This window comes from Chthoniobacter flavus Ellin428 (assembly GCF_000173075.1).
Taxonomy (GTDB): domain Bacteria; phylum Verrucomicrobiota; class Verrucomicrobiia; order Chthoniobacterales; family Chthoniobacteraceae; genus Chthoniobacter; species Chthoniobacter flavus.
Window position 1 is genome coordinate 419,863 of sequence record NZ_ABVL01000003.1, and the last position, 12,280, is coordinate 432,142.

Genomic DNA, 12,280 nt, shown 5'->3' on the forward strand with positions numbered 1-12,280 from the left:
AGTGAGCGAGTGCGCTCAGTAGAGTTTGCCGACGTGCATCAGGAAGTGCTCGACGATCGGACCGAGGGTCAGCGCCGGGAAAAAGTTCAGCGCACCGACAATCAGGATCGTCCCCATGAGGAGCACTGTGAACAGCGGCCCGGATACCGGGAACGTCCCGGCACTTTCCGGCACCAGTTTCTTGCGGGCCAGCGAACCAGCTAGAGCCATGATGGGAACAATCATCGCAAACCGGCCGACGAGCATGGCGAAAGCGAGCGTGACATTGTACCAGGCCGTATTCGCGCCGATACCGGCAAATGCGCTACCATTATTCGCCGTCGCGGAGCTGTAGGCATAGAGGATTTCGGTGAAGCCGTGCGGACCGTTGTTATTGGTGCCATCAGTCATTTGATGGGTCACGGGATCCGGCGCGCCCCACTTGTTCAGGCAAGCCCAACCGGAGAAGCCGAGGATGGACCAGGCCAGCACGAGGATGACGATCGAGGCCATCTTGACGTCGTAGGGTTCGATCTTTTTGCCGAGGAACTCCGGCGTGCGCCCCACCATCAGCCCCGCGATGAATACCGCCAGGATGACGAAGACAATCATTCCATAGAGGCCGGCGCCGACACCGCCGATCACGATCTCTCCCAGGTGCATATTGAAGAGCGGAATCAGTCCGCCGAGCGGAGTGAACGAGTCATGCATCGCATTGACCGCACCGCACGACGCGTCGGTCGTAATCGTGGCGAACAACGCGGAATTGAAGACTCCGAAGCGGACTTCCTTGCCTTCCATATTCCCATCGGCCGGATCAACACCGAGCGCCGTCAAGGTCGAATTACCCGCCGCCTCGTAATGCCAGCAAACCAACACTCCCGCCAGGAACAAGGTGATCATGGCAGCCCACACCGCCCAGCCATGTCCCTGATGCTTCACCTGGCGCCCATAGTAGTAAGTCAGGCCACTACCGATCGCGAAGATCGAGAGCATCTGCAGGAAGTTCGAAAGCGGAGTCGGATTTTCGAAAGGCTGCGCAGCGTTCGCGTTCGTAAAGCCACCGCCATTGGTGCCGAGCATCTTGATCGCGATCTGCGACGCCATCGGACCCTGAGCGATATTCTGCGTGTCCACTTTCTGGTTGACGAGGACCGGATGTCCCTGCGCGTCCACCACGGGGTTGTTCTTAGCGTCCACCTTCGGCACTTGCGTGGTGAAAGGCTCGACGATGCTGGCCGCGTCGTACGGCTTGAAGTTCTGGATCATGCCCTGCGAAACCAACACCACCGCGTAAACGATGCAGATCGGCAGTAGCAGGTAGTAGCTGATACGAGTGAAGTCTACCCAGAAATTGCCGAGCATCTTCGTCGAGTGCCGGGCGATGCCGCGCACGACCACCGCGGCGATGGCGATACCGACGGCCGCCGAGGCAAAGTTATGAAACGCCAGAGCCACCATCTGTGAGAGGTAACTCATCGTCGTTTCGCCGCCGTAACTCTGCCAGTTCGTGTTCGTGGTAAAGCTGGCCGCCGTATTGAAGGCGAGATGTTCGCTGACCGCCACCTGGTGCTGAGGATTCAACGGCAGGATGGCCTGCAAGCGCAGAATCACATAAGTGAAGAGCATGCCGATCATGCTGAACATCAGCATCGCGATCGTGTACTGTTTCCAGTCGTGCTCTTTCCTCGGATCTACGCGAAGGACCGCATAAGTAAGCTTTTCCAGCGGTTTGAATACTGGATCGAGAAAGGTCTTGCCGTTCGTGTCCAGGACCTTGCACAGATAGAGTCCGAACGGTTTGGTGATCGCTACAAGAGCGACGACATAGATAAGGAGTTGAAACCAATCAGAACTATTCATTGCGATGATACGTTAAAACTTTTCCGGGCGCACGATCGTGAAGAGCAGATAGACGATCAGGCCGAGGGAGATGATTCCGACGATGATGTTTTCCATGAAGTGACCGGTGTTAGATCTTCTCGCAGGCCCACATGAAGACGATCATGAGGGCGAAGAAACCGACGGTGGCGACGGTGCAGAGGATATCAGGCATAACGTTTACTTTTCTCGAGGTATTGGGTGAGTGATTCGGATCCCCTTCCACCACGTGACGTGACAGGATCTCGGCCACGAGATTCCGCAGGGCTTCCGGAGTGAGTGGCTTTTGCAGAAAATCGATCGCCCCCAGTTGCATGGCGCGCACCGCGTGCGGGATATCCCCATAGGCCGTGATAATGACGGCCGGTGTCTTGAAGCCCCGCTTGCGCATCTCGGCCAGGAGATCGAGGCCATCCATCTCCGGCATGCGCATATCCAAAATCGCGAGATCGAAATGTTCGCCCGCCAACCGATCCAATGCCCTGGCCGCGCAATCCGCCTCCCGCACTGCCAACCCTTCCGTTTCCAAAGTGACCCGGTAACTGAGCCGCACATTCGGCTCATCATCGACGACTAGAATTCGTTTGCTCATGTAATTCCTCCGGTGGGGATGGCCGGCAGATCGAAATAGAATTCGCTGCCTTTGCCTGGCTCGCTCTGCACGCCGATGACGCCGCCTTGCGCGAGGACGATCTCCCTGGCAATGGCGAGACCCAGTCCGGCGCCGGTGCTTTCCGAACCGGGCAGACGAAAGAAGCGATCGAAAATCTGTCCCTGAAATTGAATCGGGATACCCGGCCCGTGATCGACCACCGAGAAGCGCACCCGTCCGTCCTGATTTTTCGCCCGCAGCACGATCTCCTCCCCCGGCTTGGTGTGCTTGATCGCATTCGAGACGAAATTCGAAAAGACATGCGCGACCTGCCGCGCATCCACGGAAACCCTGGGCAAGCCGGGGGTGACTTTCGTGACTAACTTCGAGCCACGCGATTCGACCAGCGCCCGGAGATCGTCCTGTGCATTATCGATCAGCTCTCGCGGGTCCATAGGGAGGCTCGGCAGCGCGGTCCGTCCGGATTCCAGTTTCGCGAGATCGAGGAGATCGTTAATCATGCGCAGAAGCCGCTCCGAATCCTCCCGCGCCGCGAGCAGGAGTTCGGTTTGCTTGGGATTGAGCGAGCCGATGCGTTCCTCGAGGAGGAGATGCAGCCCCATGCGCACGCTGGTCAGTGGCGTCTTCAACTCGTGGCTCACCGTCGAGACGAGATTCGTCTTCACCTCATCGAGCAGGCGCAGGCGCGTGACATCCTGCAGCACTACCGCTGCTCCGAAGATACTGCCGGTTTCATCGCGCATCCCGATCACCCGTGGCAGGACAAAGACTTCCTGCTCATCGATGCGGAAGACGATCACGCGATCGAAGCTCGTAGGTAGATAATCCGGCGCACCTTTGACGATGCGATTCACCTCCTCCTGCACCCCAGGCGGCAAACCGTCTTTCATTCCCAGCTTGAAGAGAAAGGTATTCGCCGCGGGATTGGCAAAATTCACGCGTCCATCCGCGGCCACGACAATGATCGGGTCGGGAAAAGCGGAGAACGTGATCTCCGTCATCTGCCGTGCCTGGAGGATCTGGTCACCCATCACCTGCCGGTAAGCCCGCAGCTTCGTGGCCATCTTGTTGAACGCATCGGCCAATTGCCCCAGTTCATCCTGCGACATCACCGGGACGACCTGATCCAGCTTCCCCTCGCCCAGCTCCTTGGAGACCGTTCTCAACGCCTGGATCGGCTCGAGAATCGAGCGTTGCAGCCTCGCCGCAAAATAAACCGCGCCCGCGATGCCCACCAAGAGCGCGAAGATCATGTAACGCGTCGACTTTTCGCTCAACGCCCGAGCCTTGCGATCCGCGTCCACCATGTTGTCCTGGTTGATCTTGATAATCTCCTGCGCGGTATCCTTCACCGCCGTGAACGTCGGCAGCATCTCGTCGAAATACATTTTGCGCCGGGCCGGGATATCCCGCGTCTGCCAGAATACCTCCGCGCGTTCCGTGTAATGCCCGTGCAATTGCTGGACCTTGTTCGCGAGCTCACCCTCACCTGGCAGCGTCACGTTATGCATCTCTACAGTGAGGCTTTCGCGGAACTCCGGCAGATTCTGGTCGTACATTTTCCGCGCACGCTCCTCCTCGCCAACGAGCGAGAAAAAGAGAGCGGAATCCATACGTTCAGCGGTTTCTTTCATTTGCTGACCGGCAATCACGCTGCGGAAATTTTCGCGGAGGATGACATCGACACTGTTGCCGAGCTTGGCGAAGAGCGAGACGGCGTAGACGCCCATCGCGATGAGCAAAAGGAAGAGCGGAGTAAGACCGAGGAAGATGCGTTGCTTCATGCCGCTGAGCCTGCTCTCACGGGGCTCGCCTGGCTAGTTTGCGAACTCCAGGTTGATATCAGTGACGACGACGACGGATGCGCCGCACAGCGCATTCTTTGCGCGGCGAACGACTCGCTTTTCACCACGGAAGCGGTCCGTAGCGGGCTGCGAATGAGTGGAAATGTTCATGCCGCATCCTCTTAGCTCCCGCCGTGCCAGCCGCCTTTCACCACATCGTTAACATCTTAACACCAGCCACTTATAACACACCACTCTTTCACCACTGTCTTTGGAATCATGCAACCTGCATGATTACCCGTTCCGTCAGGTTGCATTTTGCACGACCCATGGGCCATGCCAGCCTCTTACAATTTCTTGCGCTTGCGGTACAGCGTCGCGGGGTCGATCCCGAGCACTTCCGCGGCTTCATCGAGCGTGCGGGTGTTTGCCACCACCCGGCGAATGTGTTCCGCTTCGATTTGTTCGAGAGTGAATTTACCGCCGAGACGAATTTCCGAACCCGGCTGAATGCTATCCGCGAGATCACTCGCTTCGATCGATTCGCCGCTACATAGGATCGCCGCCCGCTCGATGATATTGCGCATTTCGCGGAGATTCCCCGGCCACGCGTATTGCCGCATCGCCTCCAGGGCCTCGGAAGAAAAGCCTTGGACATCCTTGCCCGAATGCCCGGCGAGAAACCGCAAATGAATCATTGCCAGCCGCTCGATGTCATTCACCCGCTCACGCAGCGGCGGGAGGCGCAGCGAAATCACATTCAGCCGGTAAAACAGATCTTCGCGAAATTTCCCCGCAGCGACCGCTTGAGTGAGGTCGCGATTCGTCGCCGAGATCACGCGAACATTGGCCCGACGGGGCTTCGTCTCGCCCACGCGCTCGTATTCGCGTTCCTGCAAAAGGCGCAAAAGCTTCGCCTGAATTTCCAGCGGGAGTTCGCCGATCTCATCGAGAAATAGAGTTCCGCCATCCGCCGCAGCGACTTTACCCTGGGTATCGGCTACCGCGCCGGTAAATGCTCCCTTCACGTGGCCGAATAAGTCGCTCTCCAGCAACTCCCGCGAGAGACTTGGGCAACTCACCGTGACAAACGCACCCGTCCGTCGCGGACTGCGCTGGTGCATCGCCCGCGCGAGCACGCTCTTGCCCGTGCCACTTTCGCCGAGGAGCAGCACCGTGGCTTCGCTTCCCGCCGCTTTGAAAGCGACGTCGAGGGCCTTCTGCATCGTCGGCGATTGCGAAGTGAGATCGATCTCCGGCCCTTCCGTGCCGAGCCGCGATTCCAGTTCGGCCACCCGGCGCTCCAGCTTTCGCGTCTTCTCGATCCGCCCGAGCACCTGCCGCACCTGATCGGGCGTGCATGGCTTGGGCAGATAATCGAATGCCCCGCGCCGCATCGCCTCCACCGCCGTCTCCACCGAGGCGTAGGCCGTCACCATCACCACGGAAACCCGCGGCGCCACTTGCAGGATTTCCTCGAGCACATTGAGCCCGCTTTCCTGGCTGAGCCGCAGATCGAGCAACACCACGTCGTAGGGATGGGCCTTCAATTCCGCGAGCGCCAGCGCGCTATTCGTGGCGCTCGACACTTCGTGCTCCATCGATTCCAGCGCCACGGTCAGCGTGCGGCGGATGTTCTTCTCGTCGTCGACGATGAGGATGCGCATTTGCCGGCAGTTACACGGCAACGGCGGGCGGAATTCCATTAAAAAAGACAGAACATCCAACGTCCAACACCCAACGCCCAACATCCAATGGGTCCGAGCAGAGAACGCATTCTTCCACCTAACGGGCGAAAGATTCCCCCATTGGATGTTCGATGTTGGGCGTTGGATGTTGGATGTTTTCTCCCCTCCTTCTCCCTTTGACACCCCGCGGTGTAGCGCCTAGCCTCACGCCCCATTTTTATGAAGAAAGTCATCGCCTCTACCGAAGCTCCCGCCGCCGTCGGCCCTTATTCGCAAGCCATTGCCCTGGGCAACTTCCTTTTCGCCGCCGGCCAGATCCCGCTGGATCCTTCCACCGGCGAACTCGTCGGCACCGACGTCACCGCGCAGACCGAGCGCGTCTGCCAGAATATCGCCGCCGTCCTCAAGGCCAACGGCATGACCTTCGCCAACGTCGTAAAAACCACGGTCTTCCTCACGGACCTTGCGAATTTCGCCCTGATGAACGCCGTCTACTCGCGCTATTTCACCGAGCCCTTCCCGGCGCGCTCCACCATCCAGGTCGCCGGCCTTCCCCGCGGTTCGCAAGTCGAGATCGAGATCATCGCCGCTGCTGAATAGGCCATGAAAAGCGCCGAACTCCTCGAACTCTTCCGCTCCACCAACGCCCTCCTCGACGGCCATTTCGTGCTGCGCAGCGGGCTGCACTCGCGCCAGTATTTCCAGTGCGCCCTGCTCCTCCAGCACACGCAGATCGCCGCACGCGTCTGCGCCGCCCTGGCGGACAAACTGCGCGAGATCGAAGCCGAGCGGGTCATCTCGCCGGCGCTCGGTGGCATCATCGTCGGTCATGAAGTAGCTCGCGCCCTCGGCAAGCCACACATCTTTGTCGAGAAGGAAGACGGCAAGCTCGTCCTGCGCCGTGGTTTTGAGATCAATCCCGGCACGCGTTTCATCGTCGCGGAGGACGTCGTCACCCGCGGCGGTCGCGTGCAGGAGACCATCGATATCGTCAAGGCTCATGGCGGCATCGTCACCGCGGTCGCCGCGGTCGTCGATCGCAGCGGTGGTCTGCTCCCGGACTTCGGCTGCCCGTTTGTCTCGCTGACCCAGCTCAACGTCGAGACCTACGAACCGAACAAGCTCCCGCCCGACCTCGCCGCCATCCCCGTGACCAAGCCGGGGAGTAAGTAAAGCGGTCACTCGCGCAAGATTTCCGCTCCCCTCCCGGCCGCATTCGCGATAGCTTGGCGAGACATGGGCCCGCCCAACGAATTCCAGCCGCTCATCGACGAAATCTTTCGCGAGAAAGTATTGCGCGCGCGCGCCAGCAAGCAACCCGGCGTGCTGTCACTCGATGGCTTCGACCTTTTCGAAGCGGCCTTGGAATTGACCCGGGAAGGAATTCGCGGCGAACACCCTCACGCGACGAACGCTGAAATCGAAGCCGAGGTGAACCGACGCCTCGCCATCCGCCGACGTATCGATGAACACGGCATTTATCGGTCCGTGACATGAGCGGGGGTGTACCACCCACGGAACGCTCTCGCGGTTAGAGGAATTACGCCGCGCCGTTCCACCGCTTTGACGATCACTTCGGCGAGACCTTCACGTAGAGTTCTTTCGGCGCTTTCTCGAAATACTTGAAGAGTGCCGGACAGAGCCAGCCCTCCATATCGCGTTCCGGCCAGCGATACCAGTTGCCGCCATACTCCTCGCGGTCCCAAACAAAGCGGGCGGTGAAGCCTGGAAAACCCTGCGGGGAGAAGATCATTTTGAAGCCTTCCGCCGCCGCGGGCATATCTGCGGTCAGGGCATCGATGATGGTATCCGCCCCACTGACAAACGGTTCCTGATGGAGATCGACCCGCGGATCGTCGAAGACCCACATGCCCTCGAATTGATAGGGCGCGATGGCGAACAGTGAATTCATAAGCGGTTTAAAGAAAAGGCACGCCGGGTCCGGGATTACGGTGCGCTGCGCTCGAAAAGACGCTTCGTTTCCGGATGGGAGAGAAAGGCCAGCGCGAGGCTGGTAGCAAGGACGCTGAGCACAGCAAAGACGGGCTGACGCCAGTCCGTGCCGAGCCCTGCAATGGCGGCCCAAAAGAGATTGATCAGGGACAAAAAGAAAAGAAAGACGCGGGCAATCAACCGGGCCAGACGCACACGCAAGAGCAGCAAGAGGCCGGTAATGGCGATTACCGAAGCTTCCAAAGGCGAACTGGTTTTCATGGAGGACCAGGCCACGACAGGAAATTGGGCACTTTCCTGCGGCCCGATCCGCAACACTTGCACTGCGGCGATGACTCCGCCCACGGTGAAGCACAGCGCGATGCAGGTCAGGATCCACCGTCGGGCTTGCAGCGATAGGGCACTCATATGGGGCAGGCGCCAGAATCTAGCGGCGCAGTGCGGAACAGGCGAGACAATCGAAGGAACGCGCTCCCGCACCTTTTCCGCTCTGCTCCCGCTCTCTTCTTAGAGACTGTGAAAAAAGTGCCCGCGAATTACGCGAATGACACAAATGGGCGTATTTTTCATTGGCGTCATCTGTGTGATTCGCGGGCCAAATAATCTCGCTGCCGCTTTATTTCACAGTCTCTTAGGCAAAATTTCAAAACGCGCGTCGATTGCTGGCCATTTGTCATATTCGTGCTTCTCTATTCGTCCCTTCCGTAAAACCCCTCTTGACCGCTTCGAAAAAACTTCTCGTCGTTGATATCGCCGCCTTCGGCTGGAACCTCGTGTCGCATCTGCCCGAGTTCCGGCCGGCACAGGCCGCCTGGCCCGCGCTCACCTGCACCGCCCAAGCCAGCTTCCGCACTGCCGCCCCCGCCGGGCAACACGGCATCGTGGCCAATGGTCTCTTTTTCAAGGACCTGACCAAGGTGCTTTTTTGGGAGCAAAGTGCCGCGCTCTGCGAAGGGCCGCGCATCTGGGAAAAATTCCGCGCCAGCGGGAAGAAGGTCGGCATGATGTTCTGGCAGCAGAGCATGGGCGAGGAGGTGGACCTGGTCGTGACGCCCGCGCCGATCCACAAGCACAGCGGCGGCATGATCCAGTCCTGCTACACCCAGCCCGCTTCGCTGGAGACGCGGCTGAATGAAATCATCGGCCGGCCCTTCAATTTGATGAACTACTGGGGCCCACTCGCGAATTACAAATCGAGCGATTGGATCGTGGACGCTGTCATAACTGTTATGGGCCAGCCCGATCTTGCCCCTGACCTTCTGCTCACCTACATCCCGCACCTCGACTACGATCTGCAGCGGCACGGGCCGAAGAGCGAACAGGCAGAAAAGGCGCTCGATATCCTCCTCGGTTATCTCACGCGCTTGAAAGCAGCCTGCAACGACTTCGGCTACGACTGGATTTTCGTCGGCGACTACGCCATCGAACCGGTGCAACGCGGCGCGGTGTTTCCAAATCGCGCGTTGCGTGAAGCGGGACTCTTCCAGGTGCGCGATATTCGCCAGATGGCTTACACGGATTTCTTCACCAGCCCGGCGTTTGCCGTGGTTGATCATCAGGTCGCCCACGTCTATTGCCGCAATGCGGAGACGGTCGCCAAAGCGAAGACCTGCCTCGAAGCACTCCCCGGCGTGGCCGAAGTGCTCGACCGCCCGGCGCAGGAAGCGCGCGGCATCGGACATCGGCGCAGCGGCGATCTCGTCGCGGTCGCGGAAGCGGGCGCGTGGTTTGCCTACCCATGGTTTGAGAAAAAGGAGGCGCCGGACTACGCCAGCCATGTGGATATCCACAACAAGCCGGGCTACGATCCGTGCGAACTTTTCTTCGGGTGGCCACCCGGCAGCGTGAGCTTCGATACGCGGAAGATCCACGGCGCCCACGGCCATGTCGGACCCGGCTTCGAGGTCGCCTGGTCGTCGTCGCTCGCCCTCGATCCCGCACCGACCACGTTCCTCGAGATCGCCAAGGCGACGCAGCAATGGATGGAGGCCCGCCCATGACTTCCACCCACACCGTCCTGCAGCGCATCGACGTCAGCTGGGACTTTCCCGTCGTCTTCACCCACGCGCTGTTTGACCCGGCGAATCCCGTGCTCGTCGCCGCGATGGATCGTCGCTCCGAACACCGCCGGCATCGCGCCATGGTTTTCGTGGACAGCCAGGTGGCCGAGAATCTCCCCGCGCTCACCCGGCAGATCACCACTTACTTTACCGCGCATCCGGCCAAGCTCGAGCTGGTCGCCGCGCCGTGCCTCGTGCCTGGCGGCGAGGCGATCAAGAACGACTTTCACCTGGTCGACCAGTTCATGCGCCAGATGCTCGATGCCCATCTCGATCGGCAGGCTTTCGTGATCATCGTGGGCGGCGGCGCCGTCATGGACGCCGTGGGCCTGGCCGCCGCTCTGGTGCATCGGGGTCTGCGCCAGATCCGCGTGCCGACCACCGTGCTGGGGCAAAACGACGCCGGCGTGGGCGTGAAGAATGGCGTCAATTTCCTCGGCGGCAAAAACGCCATTGGCACTTTCGCCCCGCCCTTTGCGGTGCTGAACGACTTCGATTTCCTCCTCACCCTGCCCGATCGCGACTGGCTCTGCGGCGTGGCCGAGGCATTCAAGGTCTCGATCATTCGTGACCGACAGTTCTTCTCCGAGCTCGTCGCGGAGGCCGAGAAATACCCGGCGCGCAATTTTGAGGCGATGCAGCGGTTGGTGATTCGCTGCGCCGAGATCCATCTCGAGCACATCCGCACCAATGGCGACCCCTTCGAATATGGCCGGGCGCGTCCGTTGGATTTCGGCCACTGGTCCGCCCATAAACTGGAACTGATGTCCGGGTTTGCCATTTCGCACGGCCAGGCCGTGGCCACCGGTGTCTTGCTCGATTCCATCTACGCGGAGAAAAAAGGGTGGCTGACCGCCGAGGAATTGGGTCAAATCCGTGATGGATTCCGCCGAAGCGGCTTCCGACTGTGGTTTGAAGAGCTGGATCGGCGTGAAGCCGATGGTCTACGGACGATTTTCGGCGGTTTACGCGATTTTCAGGAGCATTTAGGGGGAGAATTGACCGTAACCTTCCCTCGCGGGCTGGGCGCCAGACACGAAGTTCATGAAATCGATCTTGCCTTGATGGAGCTGGCACTGCAGGAACTCTCGGTGCTCGCGCGAGACCGATGATCATCCAGCAACGTCCTCCCCTCCATCTTACCTACTGTCTCAACATCCATCCTGGCGAGAGCTGGGCGGAAAATCTCGCTGCGTTGCAGGAGAAAACGCTGGCCATTCGGCAGGCGGTTGCCCCTGGACAATGGTTCGGCGTAGGTTTGCGTATTGCACACCAAGCAGCCGAGGAGCTGACCAATAACGCCGAGCTGCGCGCCCAGGCGCTGGAGTTTTTTTCCGAGAACCAGATTTATCCGTTCACGATCAACGGCTTCCCCTATGGGCGTTTTCACGATGGCCCGGTGAAGGAGAATGTCTACGCACCCGATTGGCGGACGCCCGAGCGCCTGCACTACACGATGCAGCTCGCCGATCTGCTCTCCGGCTGGCTGCCCGAAGGAATCGACGGCAGCATCAGCACGGTGCCGTGCTCGTTCAAGCCATGGATCAATGGCAACGGCGATGTGCAAACACTCGTGGATAATCTCGCAGCAGTGGTGGCTTACCTCGCGGCGTTGCGTGAGGACACCGGACGCGATATCCACCTCGGTCTCGAACCCGAGCCGGACTGCTATCTCGAGACCACGGCGGAGACGATCTCGTTCTTCAAGGACGTCCTTTTCACCTCTGGCACGCAGGAAGTCGCGCGCATCTTGAAGTGCTATCGGTCGGATGCCGAAGCGATGATGCGCCAGCATCTCGGCGTGTGCTTCGATACGTGCCACGTCGCGTTGCAAGGGGAAGACCTCACGGAATCGCTGCGCGCTTACAAGGCGGAGGGTATTCGCATTTCCAAGGTCCAGCTCAGCGCGGCGCTGCGCGCGCAATCCAATGCCGAAAGTTGGGAAGCGCTGCGTTCGTTTTCCGAGCCGGTCTACCTGCATCAGGTAAAAGGCCAGGCGGCTTCGGGGTCGCTTTTCTCGTGGTACGATCTGCCCACGGCGCTGGAGGAATTGCCGGGCTTCCCGGATGTGCAGGAACTGCGGGTGCATTTCCATGTGCCGCTGTTCTTCAATGGCGCGGGGCCGCTGCAGTCGACGGTCAATACGCTCACCCCGGATTTTTTCAACGAGCTGCATCAGGGCATCACCTCGCATCTCGAGATCGAGACCTACACGTTCGACGTGCTCCCGCCGGAAGTGCATCCCGGGGATGTGGTGAGGAGCGTGGCCCGCGAATATGCGTGGGCCATGGAGCATTTGGAATAAGCGGAGGGACGCGCTCC

Annotated in this window: 13 protein-coding genes; 6 read left to right on the forward strand and 7 right to left on the reverse strand. The window is 59.8% G+C overall.

The annotated features are described in order from the left end of the window. Positions 1 to 15 precede the first annotated feature (15 nt). From kdpA to CFE428DRAFT_RS07260, 5 genes are all read right to left on the reverse strand, one after another. Positions 16 to 1,842 carry a potassium-transporting ATPase subunit KdpA gene (gene kdpA, locus CFE428DRAFT_RS07245; RefSeq protein ID WP_006978841.1) on the reverse strand — a complete coding sequence of 609 codons (1,827 nt, stop codon included), beginning with the start codon at positions 1,840 to 1,842 and terminating at the stop codon, positions 16 to 18. Positions 1,843 to 1,854: 12 nt separating this feature from the next. Continuing rightward, positions 1,855 to 1,938 (reverse strand): K(+)-transporting ATPase subunit F, encoded by an 84-nt coding sequence (gene kdpF, locus CFE428DRAFT_RS40985; protein WP_064736158.1) that lies wholly within the window; start codon positions 1,936 to 1,938, stop codon positions 1,855 to 1,857. Between the two features lie 13 nt (positions 1,939 to 1,951). Then, on the reverse strand, positions 1,952 to 2,452 hold the full coding sequence (locus tag CFE428DRAFT_RS07250; RefSeq protein ID WP_006978842.1) for a sigma-54-dependent transcriptional regulator: 501 nt from the start codon (positions 2,450 to 2,452) through the stop codon (positions 1,952 to 1,954). Then, positions 2,449 to 4,257 carry a HAMP domain-containing sensor histidine kinase gene (locus CFE428DRAFT_RS07255; protein ID WP_006978843.1) on the reverse strand — a complete coding sequence of 603 codons (1,809 nt, stop codon included), beginning with the start codon at positions 4,255 to 4,257 and terminating at the stop codon, positions 2,449 to 2,451. Before CFE428DRAFT_RS07255 ends, CFE428DRAFT_RS07250 begins: the two co-directional genes overlap by 4 nt. Before the next feature lie 347 nt (positions 4,258 to 4,604). Beyond that, the gene (locus CFE428DRAFT_RS07260) at positions 4,605 to 5,924 is read right to left on the reverse strand and encodes a sigma-54-dependent transcriptional regulator (RefSeq protein ID WP_006978845.1); all 1,320 of its coding nucleotides are present in this window, start codon (positions 5,922 to 5,924) and stop codon (positions 4,605 to 4,607) included. A gap of 240 nt (positions 5,925 to 6,164) precedes the next feature. Here CFE428DRAFT_RS07260 and CFE428DRAFT_RS07265 point away from each other — a divergent pair, with 240 nt between their 5' ends. From CFE428DRAFT_RS07265 to CFE428DRAFT_RS07275, 3 genes are all read left to right on the forward strand, one after another. Next, positions 6,165 to 6,545: a RidA family protein gene (locus tag CFE428DRAFT_RS07265; protein ID WP_006978846.1), complete on the forward strand. Its 381-nt coding sequence runs from the start codon at positions 6,165 to 6,167 to the stop codon at positions 6,543 to 6,545. 3 nt (positions 6,546 to 6,548) lie between these two features. Beyond that, on the forward strand, positions 6,549 to 7,118 hold the full coding sequence (gene pyrE / locus CFE428DRAFT_RS07270) for an orotate phosphoribosyltransferase (protein WP_006978847.1): 570 nt from the start codon (positions 6,549 to 6,551) through the stop codon (positions 7,116 to 7,118). 63 nt (positions 7,119 to 7,181) lie between these two features. Next, on the forward strand, positions 7,182 to 7,442 hold the full coding sequence (locus CFE428DRAFT_RS07275; RefSeq protein WP_006978848.1) for a hypothetical protein: 261 nt from the start codon (positions 7,182 to 7,184) through the stop codon (positions 7,440 to 7,442). A 73-nt stretch (positions 7,443 to 7,515) separates the two neighbouring features. On the opposite strand, the gene CFE428DRAFT_RS07280 is transcribed toward CFE428DRAFT_RS07275, so the two are convergent. Both CFE428DRAFT_RS07280 and CFE428DRAFT_RS07285 read right to left on the reverse strand, forming a co-directional pair. Beyond that, the gene (locus CFE428DRAFT_RS07280; protein ID WP_006978849.1) at positions 7,516 to 7,857 is read right to left on the reverse strand and encodes a DUF6717 family protein; all 342 of its coding nucleotides are present in this window, start codon (positions 7,855 to 7,857) and stop codon (positions 7,516 to 7,518) included. Between the two features lie 35 nt (positions 7,858 to 7,892). Then, entirely contained in the window at positions 7,893 to 8,306 is a 414-nt protein-coding gene (locus CFE428DRAFT_RS07285) for a hypothetical protein (RefSeq protein WP_006978850.1), read from the reverse strand. Positions 8,307 to 8,614: 308 nt separating this feature from the next. Here CFE428DRAFT_RS07285 and CFE428DRAFT_RS07290 point away from each other — a divergent pair, with 308 nt between their 5' ends. Genes CFE428DRAFT_RS07290 through eboE form a run of 3 tightly spaced genes read left to right on the forward strand, consistent with a single transcriptional unit; the run spans position 8,615 to position 12,263 of the window. Further along, on the forward strand, positions 8,615 to 9,898 hold the full coding sequence (locus CFE428DRAFT_RS07290) for an alkaline phosphatase family protein (protein WP_006978851.1): 1,284 nt from the start codon (positions 8,615 to 8,617) through the stop codon (positions 9,896 to 9,898). After that, entirely contained in the window at positions 9,895 to 11,070 is a 1,176-nt protein-coding gene (locus CFE428DRAFT_RS07295) for a 3-dehydroquinate synthase (protein ID WP_006978852.1), read from the forward strand. Before CFE428DRAFT_RS07290 ends, CFE428DRAFT_RS07295 begins: the two co-directional genes overlap by 4 nt. Continuing rightward, positions 11,067 to 12,263 (forward strand): metabolite traffic protein EboE, encoded by a 1,197-nt coding sequence (gene eboE, locus CFE428DRAFT_RS07300; protein ID WP_006978853.1) that lies wholly within the window; start codon positions 11,067 to 11,069, stop codon positions 12,261 to 12,263. Before CFE428DRAFT_RS07295 ends, eboE begins: the two co-directional genes overlap by 4 nt. Positions 12,264 to 12,280: the final 17 nt, after the last annotated feature.

Bases quoted from the DNA above. Each gene is read 5' to 3' on its own strand.
- kdpA (WP_006978841.1), bottom strand. From the start codon at position 1,842: ATGAATAGTTCTGATTGGTTTCAACTCCTTATCTATGTCGTCGCTCTT.
- kdpF (WP_064736158.1), bottom strand. From the start codon at position 1,938: ATGGAAAACATCATCGTCGGAATCATCTCCCTCGGCCTGATCGTCTAT.
- CFE428DRAFT_RS07250 (WP_006978842.1), bottom strand. From the start codon at position 2,452: ATGAGCAAACGAATTCTAGTCGTCGATGATGAGCCGAATGTGCGGCTC.
- CFE428DRAFT_RS07255 (WP_006978843.1), bottom strand. From the start codon at position 4,257: ATGAAGCAACGCATCTTCCTCGGTCTTACTCCGCTCTTCCTTTTGCTC.
- CFE428DRAFT_RS07260 (WP_006978845.1), bottom strand. From the start codon at position 5,924: ATGCGCATCCTCATCGTCGACGACGAGAAGAACATCCGCCGCACGCTG.
- CFE428DRAFT_RS07265 (WP_006978846.1), top strand. From the start codon at position 6,165: ATGAAGAAAGTCATCGCCTCTACCGAAGCTCCCGCCGCCGTCGGCCCT.
- pyrE (WP_006978847.1), top strand. From the start codon at position 6,549: ATGAAAAGCGCCGAACTCCTCGAACTCTTCCGCTCCACCAACGCCCTC.
- CFE428DRAFT_RS07275 (WP_006978848.1), top strand. From the start codon at position 7,182: ATGGGCCCGCCCAACGAATTCCAGCCGCTCATCGACGAAATCTTTCGC.
- CFE428DRAFT_RS07280 (WP_006978849.1), bottom strand. From the start codon at position 7,857: ATGAATTCACTGTTCGCCATCGCGCCCTATCAATTCGAGGGCATGTGG.
- CFE428DRAFT_RS07285 (WP_006978850.1), bottom strand. From the start codon at position 8,306: ATGAGTGCCCTATCGCTGCAAGCCCGACGGTGGATCCTGACCTGCATC.
- CFE428DRAFT_RS07295 (WP_006978852.1), top strand. From the start codon at position 9,895: ATGACTTCCACCCACACCGTCCTGCAGCGCATCGACGTCAGCTGGGAC.
- eboE (WP_006978853.1), top strand. From the start codon at position 11,067: ATGATCATCCAGCAACGTCCTCCCCTCCATCTTACCTACTGTCTCAAC.